The sequence below is a fragment of the Peteryoungia ipomoeae genome (genome assembly GCF_004912165.1).
GTDB lineage: Bacteria > Pseudomonadota > Alphaproteobacteria > Rhizobiales > Rhizobiaceae > Allorhizobium > Allorhizobium ipomoeae.
This window is the reverse complement of the sequence record NZ_STGV01000007.1, coordinates 98368-120748: the sequence shown is the minus strand read 5'-3', so window position 1 is coordinate 120748 and position 22381 is coordinate 98368. Positions and strand designations below refer to the sequence as shown.

18 protein-coding genes are annotated in these 22381 nt (G+C 59.9%); 6 read left to right on the top strand and 12 right to left on the bottom strand.

All coding sequences use genetic code 11. The features are described from left to right. Position 1: 1 nt before the first annotated feature. The 8 genes from FAA97_RS18465 to FAA97_RS18430 form a co-directional block, all read right to left on the bottom strand. Positions 2-958: a response regulator gene (locus FAA97_RS18465; RefSeq protein ID WP_136600044.1), complete on the bottom strand. Its 957-nt coding sequence runs from the start codon at positions 956-958 to the stop codon at positions 2-4. After that, positions 958-2316: an HlyD family type I secretion periplasmic adaptor subunit gene (locus tag FAA97_RS18460; protein ID WP_136600043.1), complete on the bottom strand. Its 1359-nt coding sequence runs from the start codon at positions 2314-2316 to the stop codon at positions 958-960. The genes FAA97_RS18465 and FAA97_RS18460 overlap by 1 nt, the downstream gene beginning before the upstream one ends. Next, positions 2313-4571, bottom strand: coding sequence for a peptidase domain-containing ABC transporter (locus FAA97_RS18455; RefSeq protein WP_136600042.1), 2259 nt, complete (start codon positions 4569-4571; stop codon positions 2313-2315). Before FAA97_RS18455 ends, FAA97_RS18460 begins: the two co-directional genes overlap by 4 nt. Continuing rightward, on the bottom strand, positions 4568-6265 hold the full coding sequence (locus FAA97_RS18450) for an ATP-binding cassette domain-containing protein (RefSeq protein WP_136600041.1): 1698 nt from the start codon (positions 6263-6265) through the stop codon (positions 4568-4570). Before FAA97_RS18450 ends, FAA97_RS18455 begins: the two co-directional genes overlap by 4 nt. 15 nt (positions 6266-6280) lie before the next feature. Beyond that, positions 6281-9316: a hypothetical protein gene (locus tag FAA97_RS21185; protein WP_136600040.1), complete on the bottom strand. Its 3036-nt coding sequence runs from the start codon at positions 9314-9316 to the stop codon at positions 6281-6283. A gap of 283 nt (positions 9317-9599) precedes the next feature. Continuing rightward, positions 9600-10475: a helix-turn-helix transcriptional regulator gene (locus FAA97_RS18440; protein ID WP_136600039.1), complete on the bottom strand. Its 876-nt coding sequence runs from the start codon at positions 10473-10475 to the stop codon at positions 9600-9602. A 185-nt stretch (positions 10476-10660) separates the two neighbouring features. After that, positions 10661-12112, bottom strand: coding sequence for an aldehyde dehydrogenase (locus FAA97_RS18435; RefSeq protein ID WP_136600038.1), 1452 nt, complete (start codon positions 12110-12112; stop codon positions 10661-10663). A gap of 567 nt (positions 12113-12679) precedes the next feature. Further along, positions 12680-13228 carry a 6-carboxytetrahydropterin synthase gene (locus FAA97_RS18430; protein ID WP_136600037.1) on the bottom strand — a complete coding sequence of 183 codons (549 nt, stop codon included), beginning with the start codon at positions 13226-13228 and terminating at the stop codon, positions 12680-12682. A gap of 50 nt (positions 13229-13278) precedes the next feature. On the opposite strand from FAA97_RS18430, the gene FAA97_RS18425 reads away from it, so the two are divergent. The 6 genes from FAA97_RS18425 to FAA97_RS18400 all read left to right on the top strand — a co-directional run bounded on the left by FAA97_RS18425 (position 13279) and on the right by FAA97_RS18400 (position 17888). Further along, a complete protein-coding gene (locus FAA97_RS18425) occupies positions 13279-13899 on the top strand; it encodes a phosphoribosyltransferase (RefSeq protein ID WP_136600036.1) in 621 nt (206 codons plus the stop codon). 32 nt (positions 13900-13931) lie between these two features. Further along, positions 13932-14597, top strand: a complete 666-nt coding sequence (locus FAA97_RS18420; RefSeq protein WP_136600035.1) for an HAD family hydrolase — start codon at positions 13932-13934, stop codon at positions 14595-14597. Between the two features lie 62 nt (positions 14598-14659). Then, positions 14660-15364 carry a 7-cyano-7-deazaguanine synthase QueC gene (queC, locus tag FAA97_RS18415; RefSeq protein WP_136600034.1) on the top strand — a complete coding sequence of 235 codons (705 nt, stop codon included), beginning with the start codon at positions 14660-14662 and terminating at the stop codon, positions 15362-15364. Then, on the top strand, positions 15364-15942 hold the full coding sequence (locus FAA97_RS18410) for a nitrile hydratase subunit alpha (RefSeq protein ID WP_136600033.1): 579 nt from the start codon (positions 15364-15366) through the stop codon (positions 15940-15942). Before queC ends, FAA97_RS18410 begins: the two co-directional genes overlap by 1 nt. A gap of 51 nt (positions 15943-15993) precedes the next feature. Further along, positions 15994-17196, top strand: coding sequence for an IMP dehydrogenase (gene guaB, locus FAA97_RS18405; protein ID WP_136600032.1), 1203 nt, complete (start codon positions 15994-15996; stop codon positions 17194-17196). After that, positions 17193-17888, top strand: a complete 696-nt coding sequence (locus FAA97_RS18400; RefSeq protein WP_136600031.1) for a 7-carboxy-7-deazaguanine synthase QueE — start codon at positions 17193-17195, stop codon at positions 17886-17888. The genes guaB and FAA97_RS18400 overlap by 4 nt, the downstream gene beginning before the upstream one ends. Before the next feature lie 72 nt (positions 17889-17960). On the opposite strand, the gene purB is transcribed toward FAA97_RS18400, so the two are convergent. The 4 genes from purB to FAA97_RS18380 are packed head-to-tail and all read right to left on the bottom strand — an operon-like array spanning position 17961 to position 22335. Further along, positions 17961-19289, bottom strand: coding sequence for an adenylosuccinate lyase (purB, locus tag FAA97_RS18395; protein ID WP_136600030.1), 1329 nt, complete (start codon positions 19287-19289; stop codon positions 17961-17963). Further along, positions 19286-20293 carry an adenylosuccinate synthetase gene (locus tag FAA97_RS18390; RefSeq protein ID WP_168801044.1) on the bottom strand — a complete coding sequence of 336 codons (1008 nt, stop codon included), beginning with the start codon at positions 20291-20293 and terminating at the stop codon, positions 19286-19288. The genes purB and FAA97_RS18390 overlap by 4 nt, the downstream gene beginning before the upstream one ends. Beyond that, positions 20293-20925, bottom strand: a complete 633-nt coding sequence (folE, locus tag FAA97_RS18385; protein ID WP_136600176.1) for a GTP cyclohydrolase I FolE — start codon at positions 20923-20925, stop codon at positions 20293-20295. The genes FAA97_RS18390 and folE overlap by 1 nt, the downstream gene beginning before the upstream one ends. A 27-nt stretch (positions 20926-20952) precedes the next feature. Beyond that, positions 20953-22335 (bottom strand): S8 family serine peptidase, encoded by a 1383-nt coding sequence (locus tag FAA97_RS18380; protein ID WP_168801043.1) that lies wholly within the window; start codon positions 22333-22335, stop codon positions 20953-20955. Between the last annotated feature and the right edge of the window lie 46 nt (positions 22336-22381).

Here is a 22381-nt window from a genome sequence, read left to right as displayed (position 1 = left end):
GCTACCATTTTGCGCGTTGCTGCAACCGCATCAAGGCCGTGGCCTCGTTTCCGGCCTCGTTGTAGACGAGCCTGTCGAAAATCAGCGTGTTGGCGCGCGCCACACCACGCCCACATGCTGCTGACGAGCGCGAGGGATCGACCGTAAGGTGATTGCGCCAGGCGAAACCGGGGCCAGGATCCTTGACCGTCAGGACAAGCGCCTCATCCTTGCGCACGATGGTTGCCTCGACCTCCCCGCGATACGCCGGATCGAGCGATCGTTCGGCAAGCGCGTCCTGCCACTTTCCAAGACCGACGAGCCGCTGCTTTTCTTGCAGGCCGAAACGCAACAGCCCGTGCTCGATCGCATTCTGAACGAGTTCGAAAATTCCCTGCACCACCTTGTCAGGCTGCGGATGAACACTGGCAAGCAGGCTGCACACGGGCTCCACCTCCCGCGGCGTCGTCAGCACCATGCGCAGGATGCGCACATTTGCAAACGCAGACTGATGCGCGCCCACCTGCGCATTGAAGCTTTCGCGACGGCGGACGTCCTGCATGGCCGAGTTCAGGACCGACGTCACCAACTCTTCTGCTGCCGGCTTGACGAGGTAGTAGAAAGCGCCCGCCTCCAGCCCGGCTGCAATGTCGCTTGTCTCCGTCGCACCCGTCAGCATGACGACGGGGATCCCGGCGGTCTCTGGGTCGCGCTTTAGCCGTCGCGTCAGCGCCAGTCCATCCATCACCGGCATCATGCGGTCCGTCACCACAAGATCGGCCCGGCCGGGATCTTCGCGAAGCATGGCATAGGCTTCCGCGCCGTTCACCGCCGTTTCGACACGATAGCCAAGCTCTTCGACCATGGACGACAAAACGGTCAGGCCCATCCGGTCGTCATCGACAATCAGAACACGACCTGCCGAAGCGGGCTGCGCCGCCTTGTCGGCTAAAACATGATTGGGATCTCGTGCAAGCATCAGCGCTCTCCAAATGCGGTGCCGAAGCTGCGTTGCAGCGGCGTGAGCAGATATTGAAAGACGGTCTTGTCGCCCGTGATGATGTCTGCGGTGAGTTCCATTCCGGGCAGGATCGGCGCATCGGGCAGTCGTGGCAGGTGATTGCCATCAAGCCGCAGCTTGACCATGTAGTAGGAACCGCGGCCCTCTTCCTGGAAGGCGGAAGGCGATATGGACGCGACCTGCCCGGTCAGCCAGCCGAACCGCGTGAAGTCATAGGCCGTGAGCTTGACATTGGCCTTCTGGCCTTCCGTCAGGTATCCAACCTGGCTTGCTGGAACCCTTGTCTGGGCGACAAGTGGACCGGTGGTGGGAACGATGATTGCAATCTGCTCCCCTGGCGTGACCACCTCTCCCGGACCGCGGACCGCAAGGTATTTCACGATCCCCGCAATCGGTGCCTGCACATCCAGGCGCTCGCGTCGACCATCCTTCTTTCTGATATTTCCCTCAAGTGCGGTCAACGCTCCCTCAAGCTCGAGGATCCGCTGGTTGCTGGTCGATCTTGCCCGCGCCACCACGCTTGCCTTCTGCTGTTCGACCTCTGCCAGTCTTTCGGCCGCCGCGGCCTCCCGGCTTGCCGCGGTTGCAACGTTTGTGCGGGCCCGCCCAACAATCCGGCTTCTCTCACTCACCTGCAGCTTTGTTGCGACCCCCTTCTTCAAGAGGGCATTGAAGCGATCGAGCTCGAATTCGGCATCGTCAAGTTCCGCCTCGGCATTGGCCAACTCGCTCTTTGCCACGTCATAGGACAATCGCGCCTGGCTGATCTGTCGATCGACTTCCTGGAGCTGTGAGCTCAGATTGGCGCGTTCTGCCTCGAAGGCATTGAGATTGTTCTGGCGCTCCGCCACGAAGCTGGTCGGAAGGAAGGAAAAATCAGGCTGACGGTCTTCGGCCATCGCCTTTTGCGTTTCCAGCTGCGCGAGCAGATCGCCCTTTTGCCGCTCCATCGTCTCGCCATCCTCGAATGTGGAGGCATCCTTGAGCGTCATGATCCTTTGGCCTGCCTCGACGATCTGTCCTTCCTCCACATCGATGGACCGGACGATCCCGCCTTCGAGATGCTGGACGGACTGCTCGAAACCCACCGGCAGCAGCGAACCGGTGGCGACGGCGACCTCGCTCACCCGGGCAACCGTGGTCCAGGCTACCCCGCAGAAGACTGCAGTGGAGACGCTCAGACCAACAATGCGCGCATAGCGCCGGGGCACGGTTTCGCGCACCATGATGGGCTGGCCCATTGTCTGCGACAGCTCTCCCGAATGCGGCAGGATGCTGGAGGACAGAAGCTTGACGATTTCTCGCACGCTTTTCACGATGCTCGCTCCATAATTGATTGTGGCTTGTTGACGAGGGGGACCTTGCCATAGCGGAGCGCCACCACCCGGTCTGCCTGTTGCAGAAAATCGGACCGATGCGAGATGAAGATGACCGTCCGCTTGCCTTTGAAATCCTTGAGAAGCCGCATGAGCAGCTGGCCGACCTCCGCATCCAGGAGCGCGTTCGAGATTTCGTCGATAAGGAAGATCTTGCTGTTGATCAGAAGCGCCCGGGCAAAGGCGAAACGATAGCGGAAGCTCTCCGAATAGCGCTCCTCGTCGTTGATCGTTACGCGCTCATCGAGCCCATTGGGAAACCCTTGAATGGTCGACAAAAGCCCGACAGTCTCGAGCACGCGCCGCAAATGCTGATCGCTGGCCAGCGGATTGGCCGTGAGCAGATTTTGCCTGAGCGTGCCGGGAAAAAGCTTCGGTTGCTGCGGCACATAGGAAACCCGTCGTCGCAGCTCATGCAGGGGCAATTGCCTTATATCGACACCATCGATACGCACGGCGCCAAGACTGGTATCGACCATTCCCAGGATCATTTTGAAGATCGTCGATTTTCCAGTGCCATTGGCACCATAGATGCCGACGACCTCCCCGGGTTCGACCTCCAGATCGAGCCCTACAAAAACCGGACGGGTATCGGCGGCCTTGAAGCCGACATTGACGAGGCTCACCCGTCCTGTCAGCGGCTGCAGGCGGTTTTTTTCCCGTTCGGCCTGACGCTCGGTGGGCAAATCCATCAGCGCATTGATCTGCACCAGGCTCCGACGGATCTGCTCAAAGCGCAACACCGACATGCACATTGTCTGGAAAGGCAAGAGGATCCTGAGACTGATGATCACGAGCGCCAGAAGCGATGGACCCGTGATGCTGCCGGCCCATACTTCTGTTGCGCTGATGCTCATGACCGCGATGATCGAGAAGGTGTAGATGGCAGCGGCAATGCTATCGGCAACCTGCCCCGCGAAGCGCAGCCGCATCTGCGCGTTCTGCTCGCGATCAGCAATCCTGTCTATGCGCTGACACCAGATGTCCTGCATACCCGCATTGCGAATGACGTCGAGCTTGTCGAGTGTTTCGATGGCGAGCCTCTGCATCTCCGTCGCTTCGTCAGCAGCAATGCTCGTCAACACCGCAGCCTTTCGCCATGTCAGTCCGAAAACGACCAGAAGGAGGATGATCGAGGCAACAAGGATGCCAAGCGCCGAAAGCGACAGAAAACCGACGAATATCAATGACAGGAGCGCAATCGGCAGATCCAGCAGGGCTGAAAAGGTTGGCCCGCTGCAGAAATCGCGAATGCTTTCAAACGAGCGTAGGCGTGCCGCTTGGGTGGTCGGCGACGCCCTTTCCGAGATCATCGGCGACAGCCTGAGAATCTGCGCGAAGGATGACGTATTGACCAGAAACTCCAGACGGCTGGCAAGCCAGGATGCAATCTTTGCCCGCTGCAGCACGAACACCATTTCAAAGCCGGCCAGGAGCAGCAATCCGGCCACCAGTTGCGGCATTGTCTGAAAGGTTGATAGCCGGATGACTTCGCCGAAGAAGACCGCGATGGAAAGCGGGAAGAGAATTCCGGTGACCGCCAGCGCCAGACTGAGCATCAGGATGACGAGCGGTACTCGCGGAAACCGGTCTAGCAGCGCGCGCGCCCAGCTATACGTCGTATGCGTCCGGGTTGCCGAAGACAGAGGATTTTGCGCACTTTCGAAGCGGAAGATCCAGCAGGCCTGGCCTTCCAACTGCTCAAGATCTGTTTTCACTTCCGAGGAATTTTTGCCGTCGAACACATGTGCAAGACAGGGTTCTCCATCGCCGCCAGGCACAAGGAGCAGCAGACCACGATGGTCCGTCAAGAGGACAGGTAGCCGTGCACGAATCCAGCGATCCGCATTGAAGCGGTGCTCGCTGACGTAGAAGCCAAGATTGGCCATGGCTGCGATGATCGTATCCGTGTCATCGCGCAGGCCACCGGCGGGAATGGCACTCAACAGGCTCTTCACCGGAAACTGCTGTCCGCAACTGAGGACAAGGCGGCAAAAGAGATCGGCGGCCCGTGGCGAGCTACCCTGCAGAACGAAAACCTCCGCAGTTTTCGACATCGACGACTGAGGTTCATCGGCAGGTGGCGTGGACGAGAGGTCCGATAGATGCCCCCCTTCGGCCACAACGGGAGACCCGACCGGCAGATCGCCAAAGGCAGCTTGCAAACGCCTGCGCATATCAAGGGCGACATTCACAGCTTGAGGCTCCTGTAGGTCGACAGCCCGCGCTGAACGGCGGTGTCATCCGCGTGCAGTCCGGTTGGGGTGATAATCAGGCGGCGTTCGGCACCAGCCATCAGATTGCGGTCATCGGATACGATCACGATGGTCGCCTGTCCGCGTATCGTGGCGATAAACCTCTGCAGATTGCCATAGCCTTGCCGATCCAGGCCGCGATCGACATCGTCCAGGAGAAGGATGCGCGGGCGAAGTACGATGGAGCGCAAAATTGATATCTGCTGACAAAGGCTCGTCGGAATACTTTCGCTCGACGTGCCGGTGACCTGCGTATCGAGACCTCTCGGCAGCTCGTTCAGAGAGCCTTGCAGGCCAAGCATGTTGGCCACGCTCCACACCTCCTCAAGCGCAACCTCGCCGAACCGCGTGATGTTGTCCCTGATCGTACCCGCAAAGAGGACAGGATTGCCGACGACATAGCCGACAGCACGGTTAAGCTGCGCGAGCGGGTATTGGTCAGCCGGTATCCCGTTCAACTTCACACTGCCTTCAGCAGGATGCGAAAGACCGGCCATGATGCGCAGAAGCTCCGTCGATGCGCGCTTCGAAGGGCCGCTGAGCGCGATCATCTCTCCGGGCTGAAGGGTGAGGTCGAGACCGTGGAAACCCTGCGAGGGCGAATCCGGATCGGCAAAACCAACCCGTTGCAGTTCGACACGACCGACGTTTTCGATCTGGATTGGCGCCGCTGCCTGGCGCGCGATCGGCCGGTGCATGAGATCGGAGACGACCTCTTCGGCATCGCAAAGGTCGCGCGCCTGGACGAGAATGAAGACTGCGCGCTGGACCGGCGCAATCAGACGGCCGCCGAGGAGAATGACGGCGGAGAGCGCGCCGAGGGTCATCAGGCCGTTGTTGATCGCATAGGCGCCGTAAAGGAGCGCGGTGATTGTAATCGCCTGGTTTGTCAGCATGACGCCATTCAGGAGACTGTTCGAGGCATCCGCTGTTTTCATGCTGGTGCGGGCGATACCTCGTTGAAGGTTCTCGTACTGGCGCAAAAGCATCTCTTCGATAACCTGGGCCTTGAGAGGGTGAATCGCCGACAGGATGCCCAACAAGAAGCGGTAACGACGCTCAACAAGTCGATTGAGCAGCGTGGAATGCCGGCGCAGAGCCGTGGCGCCCGTCAAGGAGAGATGCAGCCCCCCGACCAGACATATGCTGAACAACACGCCCAGGACCGGCGAAATTGCAAAGATCAGAGCGAGGATGACGGGCAGGAACATCAACTCCGCGGCGCCAACGAGAAGCTTGCCACTATGCCGCTCGGAGACCTGCGCGATGCGGGTGAAGTAGTCCAGACTGCGAGCGGCACCGCGTGTTCCCGCAACAAAATCGCTCTGCACGAGCCGGCCAAGCACCTTGCGGGTGATATCGGAGGTGGTTACCCGACTGGCTTCCAGCAGGATGAAGCCGCGTGCGAGACGCAGAAGGGCTTCCATGAGTGCCAGGATTGCGACGCCGCCAACGACCACAGAAAGCGTTGACGACCCCGGCGACGGCAAAATCCGGTTGAAGACCAGCTGCGCCGCCAGCGGCACAGTCAGGCTAAGGATGTTGAGTGCCATCGTCATGGTCAAGAGAATGGCAACGGGCGCCCGATAAAGCATTGCCGGCTTGACGGAGGTCTGGCCTGCGATCGTCTTCATTTCAGCCTTTTCACTTTATCCAAAGAGACCACCGCCGAAACCTGAGAAGAGAGAGGGCGGACTGCTCGCCGTCGAGCCGCTGCTTGTCGAAGTTGCTGCAAACAGCGATCCGGAAACCGCCGTCAGGCTGCCCGTGAGCGACCCCGTCGATACGCTTCCGACGTCAATGGTCATCAACTGGTCGAGTGTCAGGTTGCCGCCCGAAAGGTCACCTCCACTCAGGAGCGAATCGAAGCTCGCGAGATCGAGGCCAAGATCGATGTTCACATCGATATCCGTTCCAAGAACGCTTTCGATGAGATCGAGATTGACGTCGGCATCAGCTACGATGGCGTCCACCAAGTCTATATCGAGTGTCAGATCCGTATCGCCGGTGGTGCCGGTATCTGAACCTCCGACATCCAGCAAAGATCCAGCACCGCCTGTTGTATCGACACCTGCCAGCAGGCCACCGACATCGGCAACGGCGTCAAGGTCGACGTCTATGTCGGTGCCGAGCAGATCCTCCACAGGGTCGAGCACAATTTCAGAATCGACGAGCTGAGGCATGCCAAGACCAAGATCCGCGACGGCATCGATCGTCAGATCGGTGTCCGCATCCTGAGAGGGCGCCGCACCCAAAAGACCGCCATCGCCGAGAAGGCCATCACCACCCAGCAGACCGCCATCGGTGAGGCCCGAAACCAGGCCGCCTGCCCCGTTCGCCAGATCGGCAAGATCTGCATCCACATTGACATCGATATCCGTGCCGAGCAGGTTTTCGACAGGATCAAGCACAACGTCGACATCGGCTACCAGCGGTGGACCAAGACCAAGATCGGCGACGGCATCGATCGTCAGATCGCTATCCGCATCCTGAGCGGGTGCAGCACCCAGAAGGCCGCCATCGCCGAGAAGGCCATCACCACCCAGCAGACCGCCATCGGTGAGGCCCGAAACTAGGCCGCCTGCCCCGTTCGCCAGATCGGCAAGATCTGCATCCAGATCGACATCGATATCCGTGCCGAGCAGGTTTTCGACAGGATCAAGCACAACGTCGACATCGGCTACCAGCGGTGCACCAAGACCAAGATCGGCGACGGCATCGATCGTCAGATCGCTATCCGCATCCTGAGCGGGTGCAGCACCCAGAAGGCCGCCATCGCCGAGAAGGCCATCACCACCCAGAAGACCGCTATCGGTGAGGCCCGAAACCAGGCCGCCGGCCCCGTTCGCCACATCGGCAAGATCTGCATCCACATTGACATCGATATCCGTGCCGAGCAGGTTTTCGACAGGATCAAGCACAACGTCGACATCGGCTACCAGCGGTGCACCAAGACCAAGATCGGCGACGGCATCGATCGTCAGATCGCTATCCGCATCCTGAGCGGGTGCAGCACCCAGAAGGCCGCCATCGCCGAGAAGGCCATCACCACCCAGCAGACCGCCATCGGTGAGGCCCGAAACCAGGCCGCCTGCCCCGTTCGCCAGATCGGCAAGGTCTGCATCCAGATCGACATCGATATCCGTGCCGAGCAGGTTTTCGACCAGATCAAGCACAACATCGACATCAGCCACCAGCGGTGCACCAAGACCAAGATCCACGACGGCATCGACCGTCAGATCGGTGTCCGCATCCTGATCGGGCGCCGCGCCTAAGAGGCCGCCATCGCCGAGAAGGCCGCTCCCATCAAGCAAACTGTCGAGCAGGGAGCCCGTCGCACCGCCAACGCTGGTCACGACTTCACCCAAAACGCCGCCGCCGGTAGCGTCGACGAGAGCATCGAGATCGACATCAATGTCGCTGCCCAGCAAGGTTTCCACCAGGTCCAGGTTGACATCCAGATCCGCCAGAACCGGAGTGCCCAGACCAAGATCGACGAGACCATCGACCGTCAGATCGGTATCACCATGCTGGTCCGGTGCTGCGCCGAGGAGGCCGCCGCCCAATCCTACGAGGCTATCGATCAGCGATCCAGCGCCTCCCTCGAGCACGCTCGTCGCACCACTCACGATGTCGGAAAGCACTTCGGTGTCGACGATCGCATCCACGTCGATATCAATGTCAGTTCCGAGAAGGTTCTCGACGGGATCGAGGATGACATCGACGTCGCCAATGATCGGCGATCCGAGGCCAAGATCGGCAAGGAGGTCAACGGTCAGATCGGTATCTCCCGATTGATCTGGCCCCGTACCCAACAGCCCGCCCGGCAGCGTGCCCAGAACCTGGTCGACAACCGGAGTGAGATGATCAAGGTCAAGATCCGCGCCGACAATGATGTCAATATCCTTGCCAACCAGCGTCTCGATCGGATCCAAGATCACATCAACATCCGCAACGATCGGGTCTATGAGCGGCAAGTCAACGACTGTATCGAGAACAAGATCGATGTCGTCCTCCGGATCACCCGTCCCCGGACCGCCGGGACCGCCAGGGCCTCCTGGGCCTCCAGGATCATCAGGGCCTCCAGGACCGGCTGGCCCGCCGCCGGGACCGTCTGGGCCCGGACCATCACCGGGTTCGCTGGGATCATCGGAATCTCCAGGACCGTCGGGATCTCCAGGACCCTCGCTATCATCGGGACCATCGGGGTTTTCCGCTGGCAGATCATCGCCTGGCGCCGGGGTTTCGCCTTCGGGTCCAGCACCTGCGTCTTCATCAAGGAAATTTGTTGCCTGCGACACCATTCCGGTCGCTGTTGCGGTATCCAAAGGCAGAGCGTCGCTGCCTTCGAGTGCGGCCTGCTGAGTGGGGTCGGTCGCGCGTTGCTGTGCGCCACCTGCACGAGCCGCATTGGCGGAGGTCCCCGCCACCGGGCTAGCCGCATCATTTTCACCGAGGCTTTGTCCGAGGGTGCCGCCCGGCGCACTGGATGTCACGCCCGAGACCACCACCGACGACGGCGTCTGGCCAGACTCGCCGGCGCTTATGGCCGATCGATCATCTTCCGCACTTTGAACAACTGAGGCTTCATCGGATCGCGCACCGGCAATTCCACTCAGTGTCGAAAACTGGTCCGTCGCTTCATAGAGCTTCGCTTCCAGAACATTTGTGACGTCTTCGCTCATGGTAATCTCCCTTCCGGAAGATTACATGCAGCTATTCTAATTATACCTTAACGGAGCAACGACGAAATTAACTCAATGTCAGATAGATAACGTGCCCTTAAATCATGCACAAAAATGGCAGCGCCGAACAGCTAAAGAGCTGATATTGCGCATATTAGGCAAACCCGCCTACTCGCCGGCAATCGTCATGACATGTCGTTGCGGCGCTGTCGCACGGTATCGATACTGCCAAATCGGCTCGGTTACGGGCAGGAACCTCAGCCGCTAGCTTGACTTTTATTGGTCACGGCCAGGCAGCAAACGACGCCGCAGGCACGTCCTCGCGAGAGGCGAGACCACGTCGCTGCCGCTTGGGCGATCCGCCGGTATGGCGTTTGTAGAAACGGCTGAAATAAGCGGCATCGCTGAAGCCGAGTTCCTCGGCAATCTCACGGATCTGCAGGCGGGAGTCGTCCAGGAGCGCTTCGGCTTCCAGCACCAGCCGTTCATGGATCAGCGCGCGCGCAGACCGCCCCGTCGCCCGCCGCAGGGTGGCATTGAGCTGATCGGCTGAAACGCCGACCTCGCTCGCATACTGGGTTGTCGTCCAGTGTTCCCGCAAATGCAGTTCGACGGCATGCAGAAAACGATGGACGATCGCTGCCGGCAAAGGTGGACTTTCCCGCGGGACCGGACCGGCAAGGCGCCAGGTTGCAATGAAGAAGATCGCAAGATGATGCTTCACGCAGTCCTGCACTCCCGGACGCTCATGACGACCCTCGTCCAGGATTGCCTCCAACGTCTCCGCCAGACGTCGCGCTTGACGCGGTTCGAGCTTCGAGGCTGTTGTTGGACGCGCAAGCGCTGCACGGATCTGCGCCGCATCGGCGCCGACAGGAATGGACCGCGCCAATCCCACTTCGGTGAGGGCAAGGGCCATACCCCTTGTGCCGGCTTCTACGAAAAGCCGCGCAGCTCTGCTTGCCGGCAGCCAGATGAGGCACGGCGCGACAAAAGACAAATCTGACCCTTCAAAGGAAAGGCGACCGCGGCCAGTAACGAGGACGACCCCGCGATAGTGCTCATCACGAAAGGTCCATTCGCAGTCTGTAAGTTGACTGCGGATCTCGGTCACATCCGCATCGGGCCTCCTGTCCGTGACCGAAGCGAGCTCTACCATCGTGTCCGCTCCTCCCAAAACTGACAGATAGAGACCTACAATTTAGCAAGGGTCGTGTCCATTGCGGCTTTGAAACGAAGGCCTTGGAGCAAAGGAGGGGGCGAGTTCACACAAACCGCAAAAGCAAACCGCTGCCGACCGATGAGGGCGGCAGCGGGCAAATCTCACGATCGACGAACAGAGGATCAAATCGGGTAGTGGAGGTCACCATCCTGGATGGTAATCCAGCGAAGGTCGGTGAACTCGGCAATGCCCGCCTTGCCGCCAAAGCGGCCGTAGCCCGAGGCCTTGACGCCGCCAAACGGCATCTGAGCCTCATCATGCACAGTTGGTCCGTTCACGTGGCAGATGCCGGATTCGATCCGGCGGGCAACGGCAAGCGCCCGATTGACATCACGACCAAAGACCGCAGCAGAAAGCCCGTATTCGGTATCATTGGCGACACGCACCGCCTCATCCACGGAGCCCACACGCACGACACTGACCACCGGTCCGAAGGATTCCTCGGAATAGATCCGCATCGAAGGCGTCACCTTGTCGAGCACCGTCGCCTGGACGACGGTTCCCTCCACCTGCCCACCCGCGACGAGCACGGCACCCTTGTTCACGGCATCCTTGACCAGCTGACCGATGCGATCTGCCGCCGTTGCATCCACCACGCAGCCGAGCGGTGTATCGCCGACGGTCGGATCGCCAGCCTTCAGCGTCTTTGCCTTGGCACCAAGCGCCGCGACGAAAGCGTCGGCGATCTTGTCGTCAACGACAAGACGTTCGGTCGACATGCAGATCTGGCCCTGGTTCATATAGGCGCCGAAGGCAGCAGCCGCGACTGCCGCCTCGATATCGGCATCGTCAAGCACCACCAACGGCGCCTTGCCACCGAGTTCCAGAAGGGCCGGTTTCAGATGCCGCCCCGCGGTTTCTGCAATGATGCGGCCAACGCGAGTCGAGCCGGTAAAGTTGACCCGCCGAACCGCCGGCTGGGCAATCAGCGTTTCAACGATGGTGGCAGCATCTTCGGGGGCGTTGGAGATGGCATTCAGGACACCGCTTGGAAGGCCGGCTTCGTTGAGGGCGTCCACGATCAGACGGTGCGTGCGCGGGCAGATCTCCGACGTTTTCATGACCACGCAATTGCCGCAGGCAAGCGGTGTGGCAAGCGATCGTACACCAAGGATGACGGGAGCATTCCACGGTGCCATCGACAGCACCACGCCTGCCGGCTGGCGAACGGCCATGGCAAGCGACCCCGGACGGTTTGATGGAATGACTTCGCCGGAAATCTGGGTGGTCAGGGCTGCCGCCTCACGCAGCATGTCGGAGGCCAGCATGACATTGAAATGGGCCCAGCCGGCAGTTGCGCCGATTTCTGCCCCCATGGCCTCGACGAATTGCGGCGCCTTGGACGACAGGATATCGGCGGCCTTCGAGAGGATGGTCCGGCGCTCCTTGGGCGATGTGCGTGACCAGGCCGGGAATGCGGCAGCGGCCGCATCCACGGCTGCAATCGCATCATCGACCGAGGCCGCGGCGGCCCGTGTGGCAACCTTTCCGGATATCGGATTGAGGCGTTCGAATGTGGCTCCGTTGGAAGCTTCCGCCTCCTCGTGACGAATGATCAAACCAAGCGCGTCCATATTTGTCTCCTTCCTCTAAAATGACGTGACCTAAATCAAACTCGGTGACAGACGGTCAGATGCCAACGACATGAGGCAAGTGTCCCGCAACAGTCGGAAACTGCAGGAGCGCTCATCATCATTGTCGGGAGCCACTTCTCTCCGCTGTTCGTTTGCCCCGACGCCACCAGAATACCGATCGAACCTGTCCAGACCGACAGCGATGCACCCTCCCTCAGAAAGAATGCGCCGCGATGGCGTCGGCCGAGACCTGACTTAAACGATCAGCGTACCCGGATTTTGCATCAAGCTTTACAGCGGTGAAGATTTCTCTCTCCCTTGCCGTCGCCGGACGGTCTCCTCCTGATCAAGGACAGCTCCTCCCTGCCCCTTTCGCGCACCGCACGTCGCACGGCGCGAACCAAAAGCTAGGGCCATAGCCCAAACTGCGAAATGGACTGTTTGGGGAAAAAATTGGACTTTTGCGGGCTTAGCCAGGCAGGCGTTGCCAAAGGTGTCCAATCACTCAAGCCGCTCAGGGAAGTTGAGGATCGCAGTCGGTGACAGACAAAACCGCACCGCCGGTGCTTACACTGATCCGCCATTCACCTGCGGTGCGGTGTAGGTCGCCACGCAGTTGGGCGTCTCCCAGACATCGATGCGCAGCAGCGTGGCCTGGTTGCCGCTGCGGGCTTTGACGCGCGGCGCCAGTAGGTTGAACCAGTGCCGCGCAAGGTTCTCCGCCGTCGGCACTGTTGTCATAAGCAGGGTTTTCCCGAATGGCCCCATGATCAGCTTCTGGCCGGTCTCGCGCATCTCAGCGCGATATTGCTCCAAGGTCGCAACGCCTTGCGGGCTCTCCGGCAAAGCAAGAAAAGAACGGATCCAGGGATCGTCAATCCAGATCATCATGCCATGGTCACAAGCGGCGTCGATCTGCTCCATCATTTCAGCCTTGAGGAAGCCGAAGTCGAGAACCATGCCCTCCTGCTCGCCAGCATCAAACAGCGGTCCGCTGCAGGTTGCGGCGATCCGGTAACGATGGCCATGCAGATTGCAGCATTTGCTCGCATGAAATGGAATTCGATGCGCCGCATCGATGCCGATCTCCCGTGTAATCAGATGTCCGTCCGCCATCCATCACCCCCATTCTGATTTACCGTCTCAACGTGTGGAGCATTCTTGCATTGCAATTTGAAGTATGCAACAATCTAATTAATAAACTTATTGGTTGCATTTTTCGCAGACTTCGAAACGCAATTTTCCACACGGAGCAGCGCATTATGGAGCTTTGGAAGGGCAAAAGACTGCTGCAACTCAGCTGGCAGGACTTTGGAACTGCTGCGGAGAAACTCTACCAAGAGATTGCAGCAGACGGCTTTGTACCGGATGCGATTGTGGCTCTCGCGCGCGGCGGATTGCCGCTCGCGACGGTGATGGCGCACCGGTTCTCGCTCCACGATCTCAGAGTGGTCTCCATCGTTCGCAACGCAAGCGACGACAGATATGCCAAGCGTGACCGGCCAAGTCTGCACTGGATCGCCCCGCCGAGACAGGAATGGGGTCCCGGCAACCTTCTCATCTGCGACGATATCGCGGGAGATGGCGCAACGCTTGCCGCAACTGTCGACACCCTTGGGGAAATTGGTGGCCTGACGCTCAGGTCGGCAGCCCTGGTTTGCAATGTCAATTGCCGAAACCGTCCGGATTACTGGGCAACGGAATCGGACGACTGGGTCGTTTTCCCGTGGGAAAGCCAGCGCCAGGGAAATGAGCCAAGAGAGCCGCTTAGGGTCGCGGCTTCCTGAGCGAAACACGACGCGAGCCGGGAGATCGATGGATGATCAAGGCAATCATATTCGACCGCGACGGCACACTCGTCGACTTCTCCGGCATGTTTCTAGCCTTTGTGGACGATCTGCACACCGGCCAGGGATTGCCCGCCCCCAACGACCGAGCCTGGATCCTGAGCCTGGAGTATTGGCACAGGATTGAGGAAGGCCTGATGATCGGAGATGTCATCGTCAAAGATCAGCTTGATCGGGTGCCGCGGATCTACATGACCCAAGCCAGCCTCTTTCCCGGCACGGCACAGACGTTGCGCACGCTCCAAAGGACGGGGGTGCGCATGACACTTGCCAGCAGTTGGGTTGCGACCGAGCAGACAAGAGATCTTCTGGCGCGTGAAGGCATTGCCGATTGCTTTCAATCGGTTCTGACCCGGGACGATCTCTCCGCTGAACCGACCTATGCCACAGCAGGCCCCCTCGAGGTCAAGGCAGCATTGGTGGACCGGACGCTTGCCATTCTGGGGCTTGATCCCCAAGAGGTCGCAATCGTTGGCGACGCCCCTCCCGACATTGCTGTGGGCAAGAAGAAAGGGATGCGAACCATCGCTGTTCGAACCGGGAACTTCAAGTTTCTGGGGGATCACCTTGAGGGACTGGGCCCGGATCACATCGTCTCGAGCGCGGCAGACCTCGATCCGCACCTCCATTTCAACTGACGGAGAAATCGTGAAAGCAAGCGCAAGCAGTGCAGTCGTTTTGTCATCCAGGAGGATTTGCAATGTCCCAATCGAAAGCCGTGGTCTTGGTCAGTGGCGGTCTGGATTCAGCCACCGCACTGGCAATCGCCAAACACCAAGGATTTGAAGTATACGCCCTGAGCTTCCGTTATGGGCAGAGACATGCGGTTGAGCTCGAAGCCGCCAAGAAGGTCGCAGCGGAAGCGGGTGTCTCTGATCATGTCATTGCTTCCATCGATCTGCGTCAATTCGGTGGCTCGGCACTGACGCAGGACATCGAGGTTCCGAAGGGACGCGCCGCATCGGAAATGGGTGTCGGCATTCCTGTCACCTATGTTCCCGCGCGCAATACCATCTTTCTCTCCTTCGCCCTGGCCTGGGCCGAGGTCCTGAAGGCATCTGACATCTTTATCGGTGTCAACGCACTTGATTATTCGGGCTATCCAGACTGCCGGCCCGAATATATCGAGGCCTATACCCGCATGGCCAATCTCGCCACCAAGGCCGGGGTGACGGGAGAGACGAAGCTCACCATCCACACGCCGCTCATCCACATGACCAAGGCGGAGATCATCCGCCAGGGGACTGCCTTGAACGTGGATTATGGCCTGACCCACAGCTGCTATGATCCCACGCCTGAAGGGCATGCCTGTGGCGAATGCGATTCATGTCTCCTGCGCCTCAAAGGCTTTTCTGAAGCTGGCCTGAAAGACCCGGTCGTTTACGCGCAGCGCGGTGCGGCTTGATGGATGCAGCGGGCAGTTTCCCCCTTCCGCTTGGCTCGCACCTCGTCGCGCGCGCCTGGCGCGATCCTGATTTTGCGACCCGGCTCAAGGGAGAAACTGCCGCAGTGCTTGCGGAACATGGTTGTCACCTGCAGGCAGGCACGAACCTGATCGTTCTGGCAAACACGCCGGAGCTTCACCACGCCGTCGTCTGCACCTTGTGTTCATGCTACCCGACCACCCTCCTTGGAATGCCTCCGTTCTGGTACCGCAGCGCTGAGTACCGACACCGGATGGCGCGTGATCCGCGCGATTTCCTCGCCCGGCAGTTCGATCTGCATATCCCGGCGAAAACGGAAATCCGTGTCTACGATTCCACCTATCGCGACCGCTATCTGGTTTTGCCACTGATGCCGGCGGGCTTTGAAGGTGTGGAATTGGACGATCTGGCGCGGTGCGTGACACTGGATAGCCTGATCGGAACGGGAATACCGGGTGTGGAAAGCCATTGGCGGCACCGGCCTTTTGGCGACGAAGCAGAGATCTATTCCGACCACAGAACAGCGGGACGGCTTCTGTTGCGATGCGAAGCCAGCTGACGCAGCTCAACAGCAATCGTCCCCAAGCCAACGAGGAGCAAGGTGAACGCGATGTCGAAACTCGTTCAGATGGGCCTGTCCTTCGATGATGTCCTGCTTGTCCCCCAGCGGACCAGCGCAAAAAGTCGCAAGGACGTGGATATTTCCAGCAGCCTGACCCGACGAACCAGACTTGCAGTGCCAATTCTATCCGCCAACGTTCCATGGTGCACAGACGCACGCATGGCAATCGCGATGGGGCAGCTCGGTGCCCTTGGCGTTCTACACAGAATGCTGCCGATCGAGGATCAGGTGGCCGCGGTCAGGCAGGTGAAGTCTCAACCCGTCGATGCGCTGATGACACCAAAGGCGACGCTGGCCCGCGACGGTCGACTGCTGGTGGCGGCCGCTATCGGCGCCAAACCCGAAGCGCTGAACCGCGCCAGGGCGTTGGTGGACGCCGGAGCGGATATTCTGGTGCTGGATGTGGCGCACGGCCATTCCGACTACGTCATCGATACCTTGTCGCGACTGAAGGACCGGTTTGCCGATGTCGAGGTCATTGCCGGCAATGTTGCAACGGCGCACGCCACGAGCGACCTTATCGAGGCCGGCGCGGATGCGATCAAGGTCGGCATCGGCCCGGGTGGCATATGCACGACCCGCATGGTCGCTGGCGCCGGTGTGCCGCAATTGACCGCGATCTTCGATTGCGTTGCCGTCGCCAGGGACCATGGTATCCCGATCATCGCTGACGGCGGCATAAGGCGGTCAGGAGATCTTGCGAAAGCCATCGGCGCTGGCGCCTCAACGGCAATGCTGGGCAGCATGCTGGCCGGCGCGGAGGAAAGCGCAGCCAGACTGATCGAGAAGGACGGCCGACGCTACAAGATTTCCACTGGCTTTGTCTCGCTCGGGGTCGATCTGACGATCCGGCGCCAACAAGGCGACAGCATTCTGGAAGACGAAATCGCCGACTACGAGCCGGAAGGAATGGAAGCGACCTTCGAATATCGCGGCCCGCTTGCGCATGTCATCCGGTCGCTGGTCAACGGCTTGCGCTCCGGCCTGTCCTATTGTGGCGCCATGACGATGGAAGACATGCAGCATAAGGCGCAATTCACGCAGATTACCGGCGCCGGCATGGCCGAGAGCCGGCCACACGCCACGGAACTCGTGCCGCAGATCCAGCCCAACTATCGTGAGCGGTTCCTTCACGAGGCAAGTTCCCGGCAACCCGATCGAGCACTGTCTGCACAGGAGATGTCATCATGAAGGGCAAGAACCCGTTGAGGCGGCAAGAACGCGACGACGGACAGACACTTTGGATCCAGGAGGTCTTTTACACCCTGCAAGGGGAAGGACCTTATAGTGGACAGCCAAGCGTCTTCGTCCGCACATGCGGTTGCAACCTTAGATGCTATTGGTGCGACACGGATTTCGAATCGTCCACCTGGCGCCCGAGCCTTGAAGACCTGCTCCAAGCCATCGACGCCGTTTGCCCGGCCTTTTGCGACTTGATCGTTATCACCGGCGGCGAACCATTCCGGCAAAATATCGGGCCGCTCGTCGAGACCCTGCTTACGCGCGGCAAGCGCGTCCAGATCGAGACCAATGGAACGCTGTGGCTGGATCTGCCGTTGAGCGATCGCCTTACGATTGTCTGCAGTCCAAAAACCAGCAGTCTGCATCCGAAGCTCGTTCCACGCATATCCGCCTACAAATATGTCGTGGCAGCCGGCGATGCGGATCCGCAAGACGGTCTGCCGATCAACTCGACGCAGAAGCAGGACGCGGAAATGCGGCTATTCCGCCATGATGGCCATGTCGGTGCAATTTACGTCATGCCCCGCGACGACAATGACGAGGTGCTAAACCGCCGCAACCGGGACTTCTGCGCAGAGCTTGCGCTGCAGCACGGGTACAGACTGTGTTTGCAGACTCACAAGCTGCTCAATTTACGCTGATCGCAAGCTCTGCCGCGAGAAAGTCCGCGAGAGAACGGGGAAGAAGGTGTGCGACGTCCATGACCCATAACCCTATAGCTCAGACCTGCCTGCTGACGGGTCAACCGGTGGGCCAAAGGTGCGATTGAAGATATAGTCGACCGACGCCACATAGCCGCGCGGATCCATAGCGCGCTCGATTGCGCTTTCCGTGAGATTGGCCGCGATTTCCGGCTCGCTTTCCACCGCATGGCGAAAATCGATGCCCTTCAATCGTGCCTGATGCGCGACCCGTTGAACCAGCTCATAGGCCTGTTCGCGGGCAAATCCGCCATCGATGAGCGACAGCATCAGACGTTGTGATCCATAGGCGCCGCCCATCTTTTCAAGGTTCGCGCGCATTCGATCTTCGTCGACAATCAGGTTTTGGATGATGCCGGTTAAACGATGCACGGCAAAGTCGCTGAGGATGAAGGCATCCGGCAAGGCTACACGCTCGACGGAGGAATGCGACATGTCGCGCTCATGCCAAAGCGCGATGTTTTCCAGGAAGGGCATGGCGGACGATCGAATGAGCCTCGCAAGACCGGTCAGATTTTCGCAGAAGATCGGATTGCGTTTGTGGGGCATCGCGGACGATCCCTTTTGTCCTTGCCCGAACCCCTCCCAAACCTCTTCGACTTCCTGACGCTGCAGATGGCGCAATTCGGTCGCGAGGCGTTCGATGGCACCCGCCAGAAGAGCAAGCGTGGTCATGACGGCTGCATGCCTGTCCCGCGCCACCGCCTGTGTGGCCACGGTCTCGGGCGCTAGGCCAAGAACCGCGGCGACATGAAGCTCCACGCGCGGATCGATTGTGGCATAGGTGCCGACGGCTCCGCCGATCTTGCAGATCGCAATCTCTGCTCTCGCCAAGCGCAATCGGTCTGCCGAACGGACGAACTCCGCATAGAAGCCCGCAAGTTTCAAACCGAATGTCGTGGGTTCAGCGCCCCGGCCGTGGGTTCTGGCCAGACAAAGCGTATCGCGGTGCTCTTCGGCGCGCGCGCGCAAGCTATCCGTGAGACCTCGGAGACTCTCAAGGAGCAAATCGATCGATCGGCAAATCTGCACGGCCAGCGCTGTATCCAGCATGTCCGACGACGTCATGCCGTAGTGAAGAAAACGCGCGTCTTCGCCCACCTGCTCGGAGACCGACGTCAGAAAAGCAAGCGCCTCGTGCTGGAGCCGCTTTTCCAGATCCGCAATCCTCTTGATGTCGATGAAGGCACGGTCGCGAATCCTGGCTGCGGTTCCCGGCGGGATGGCCTCGATCCTTTCCATTCCCTCAAGCGCGAACAGCTCAACCTCAAGCCATAAGCGATAACCCTGCTGCTGCGACCAGATTGCCACCATCTCGTCGCGACCATAACGCGGGATCATGACGCCCGCCGGCGGTCGACGATGTCGTATGTATCGGGGCCGGTTCCGAGCAAGGTCGCAGGTCTGTTGCAAGCGTCTTCCACTCGCTCGATGAAGCGCAGTAGTTTCGGCTGCCAATCGCTCATTGGGCGATGACGGCAATCCGGGTCCAGCCAATCCAGATGCGTCAGGGCAATCTGCGTTGCGCCATTGACCCGGGCAGCGTCCGCCGCCGCGGCGAAATCGAACTCCCCCACCCGACGCAGGCGGCCGGTGACGGTCCCGAATTGCTGAAAGCCCCTGGTCTCGGCTTCTGCAGCCGGCATCTCGGTGGCAAAAGGCCCTGGTCCGACACGGGTCGGATAGCTCTTGAAGGTGACAATCACCTCCTCCACCCGCGTTGGGCCGATCCCGATATCGGCAGCGGCAGTGCTCGCCGTCGAATCCTTGCCAACGGTGAAAGGATAGGTGCCGTAGAGGACGGAGAGAAGATAGCCGTTCGTGCCCTCAACGAGAACCGTTTCTCCGCGATCCAGACAATCATTGGCCTCCTTGGCAACATCGGTGAGGAGATGCTGAAGTCTCGGCTCATCGGCGGCGAGACGCGCTCTGCGCAGCGCTCGATCTGCAAGCCCCGGTCCATGACCGCTGCCGGTGGAGCCGATCGTCCTGGAAAGGTTCGCATCATCGCCCTCGGCCGACCGATGATGCTGTTCCAGCAAGGTGGCACGGGGATCTATACCGACACGCCCTTCGATACCCAGACGTTCGACTTCTTCAAGCAGGACATCGGTGTTCAGGAGCACGCCTGCACCAAGCAACAGACGTGTCTGGTTGTTGATGAATGCGCTGGCCGTTTGCCGCAGCTTGAAATCGCGCCCGCCATGCACGACGGTATGCCCGGCCCCTGGCCCCAAACCTGCGCGGCACGATAGGGCAATATTGTCGGCAAGTGCGAGATAACTGCAGATTTTGCCCTTGGCCTCGTCACCCCATTGGCCTCCAACGACGATGCTGCAGCCCATCAATATGCCCCCGTTGGCAGCGCCTCACAGCGCAGGCGCTGATAAAACTCCTGCCGCAGACCATGGTCCGAGGAGAAGGCTCCCACGAAATGACTGGTTGTCAGCCTGCTCCCATTCTTCCGGACGCCTCTGCATTTCATGCAGAAGTGCTCTGCCTCGATGATGCACGCCACCCCTTTCGGTTTCAGCACTTCGCCAATGGCCTGTGCAATCTCAAACGTCAGCCGTTCCTGGATCTGAAGACGACGTGCATATCCATCCACGAGACGCGCCAGCTTGCTGATGCCCACCACCCGTCCAACCGGAATATAGGCGATATGCGCATTCCCGACGATCGGTGCGAGGTGGTGCTCACACATGGATTCGAACGGAATGTGCCGCAGCACAACCATGTCCTCATAGCCGACAGCATCCTCGAATGTCCGATACAGGACATCGCGCGGATCCATGGCATAGCCCGCGCAATACTCCTTGAACGCCTTTGCCACGCGCTTGGGGGTTTCGAGCAACCCCTCCCGGTAGGGATCTTCACCGACCCAGATCAGCAGCGTGCGAATGGCATCTTCGACCTCTTCTCGGGTCACCTGGCGATCAAGCTTCTCAAGATTGGCTTTTGCGGCACTGGTATCCATCATCACGACCTTCACTGTTGGTGTTAATCAAGGCGCAGCACTCAGTTCAGCAAGCGCCCTTTCCACATTCACAAGCCCGTAACCGGTTGCCAGATTGGGGATGGGTTCACCGGCCGGGTTGCCCTCCGAGGACTGACCGATGAGAACAGGGTCAGAGCATCGGGACAGGAGACGCTTGATGGCAACCTGATCCAGTTCTGGCCGGATTTGCTTGATGAGAGCGATGGCACCGGAAACCTGCGCTGACCCGGAGGAGGTGCCACTGATCACCACCCAGCCATCATAAGGCAGCCACGTACCGTCCCCTTCCGGATAGGGCTTTTCAGCAAACGCGACATCGATCTGCGAGCCCGGCATGGTGGGCATCATCAGATACACGCCTTCAGGCTTCAGTCCCACGACGCCGCAAAAATCAGGAACACACCGGCCGGGCACAAGATCGCTCGCATAACCGCTGGCGTAACTGGCGGCCTCGAGCGTGCCGTCGGGGCACACATAGGCACCACCAACGGAAATCGCCTGCTTCATTTGCTGTGGGAAGAGTTTCTTGCCATTGCCGCCGGCAAAAACCACCACGATGCCGCGGCTGATCGCATCGAGGACACTCAGTGCAACCAGCCGATCCGCAGCACTGAGGGGGGGCTGCTCCACTATGTTCCCCCAGGTGTTCTGGATGATATCGGGCCTTCGGGCAATAGCCATCTTGAAGGCCGTGAACGCATCATCGTCGCACTGTTTGATCAAGGTCACCTGCGCGGCAGGAGCAAGCGACATCAAGCTCGCACAGACCATTGTTCCATGACCCACTTCATCCAGATCAGGTGCCACGGCCCCAGGGGCAAGAACCACCTCGACATGCAATCCGCGATCCTGGAACCAGGGATGGTACCAGAATCCGCTATCCACCACGACCACCTTCACGCCTTCCCCGCGGATGTTGTCAGCATAGGCCCTTTGCGCGTTCAACGCACTCCTGAGATCCGTCGGTGCATTCAGGTGATAATAATCGACATGAGGCTTTGGAAGCGGACGGTCGCCGGTCGCAAGACCACGCCCCCCGGAACGGCGACTTTCCGTGGAGACAAGCACGATGGCCTCCAGATCTCTCCAGTGAGGTCCGGACAATCGGTGCAGCGACGGATCCTCGCCTGCAAACGCGGCTTTGCCGCCCTTGAGACTATCCTCTGTAAAGCGGCAGCCGAAGATCTCGACATACTGCTGCGGCGTTGCGCGAACGGAGATGGACCAGGGGCCGGTGAGAAGCACCTGCAGGCCCTGCGCTTCCAGAAATGCCTGTGTGCGATCAAGATGCGCGCGCTCCGGCAGATGCGGGAGGTCAGACACGTCGGCATAGACGCCGTCGACAAGAGAGCCCTGAGGATGCGCAAGCACGATTTCCGCGGTGAGCATCCGTTGGCCTGCCGCGATCTCTGGGTCTTCACCAGGGGAAACGGAG

Bases quoted from the DNA above. Each gene is read 5' to 3' on its own strand.
- FAA97_RS18410 (WP_136600033.1), top strand. From the start codon at position 15,364: ATGGATGCAGCGGGCAGTTTCCCCCTTCCGCTTGGCTCGCACCTCGTC.
- purB (WP_136600030.1), bottom strand. From the start codon at position 19,289: ATGATCCCGCGTTATGGTCGCGACGAGATGGTGGCAATCTGGTCGCAG.
- queC (WP_136600034.1), top strand. From the start codon at position 14,660: ATGTCCCAATCGAAAGCCGTGGTCTTGGTCAGTGGCGGTCTGGATTCA.
- FAA97_RS18435 (WP_136600038.1), bottom strand. From the start codon at position 12,112: ATGGACGCGCTTGGTTTGATCATTCGTCACGAGGAGGCGGAAGCTTCC.
- FAA97_RS18430 (WP_136600037.1), bottom strand. From the start codon at position 13,228: ATGGCGGACGGACATCTGATTACACGGGAGATCGGCATCGATGCGGCG.
- FAA97_RS18400 (WP_136600031.1), top strand. From the start codon at position 17,193: ATGAAGGGCAAGAACCCGTTGAGGCGGCAAGAACGCGACGACGGACAG.
- folE (WP_136600176.1), bottom strand. From the start codon at position 20,925: ATGGATACCAGTGCCGCAAAAGCCAATCTTGAGAAGCTTGATCGCCAG.
- FAA97_RS18440 (WP_136600039.1), bottom strand. From the start codon at position 10,475: ATGGTAGAGCTCGCTTCGGTCACGGACAGGAGGCCCGATGCGGATGTG.
- FAA97_RS18390 (WP_168801044.1), bottom strand. From the start codon at position 20,293: ATGGGCTGCAGCATCGTCGTTGGAGGCCAATGGGGTGACGAGGCCAAG.
- FAA97_RS21185 (WP_136600040.1), bottom strand. From the start codon at position 9,316: ATGAGCGAAGACGTCACAAATGTTCTGGAAGCGAAGCTCTATGAAGCG.
- FAA97_RS18420 (WP_136600035.1), top strand. From the start codon at position 13,932: ATGATCAAGGCAATCATATTCGACCGCGACGGCACACTCGTCGACTTC.
- FAA97_RS18465 (WP_136600044.1), bottom strand. From the start codon at position 958: ATGCTTGCACGAGATCCCAATCATGTTTTAGCCGACAAGGCGGCGCAG.
- FAA97_RS18380 (WP_168801043.1), bottom strand. From the start codon at position 22,335: ATGCTCACCGCGGAAATCGTGCTTGCGCATCCTCAGGGCTCTCTTGTC.
- guaB (WP_136600032.1), top strand. From the start codon at position 15,994: ATGTCGAAACTCGTTCAGATGGGCCTGTCCTTCGATGATGTCCTGCTT.
- FAA97_RS18450 (WP_136600041.1), bottom strand. From the start codon at position 6,265: ATGAAGACGATCGCAGGCCAGACCTCCGTCAAGCCGGCAATGCTTTAT.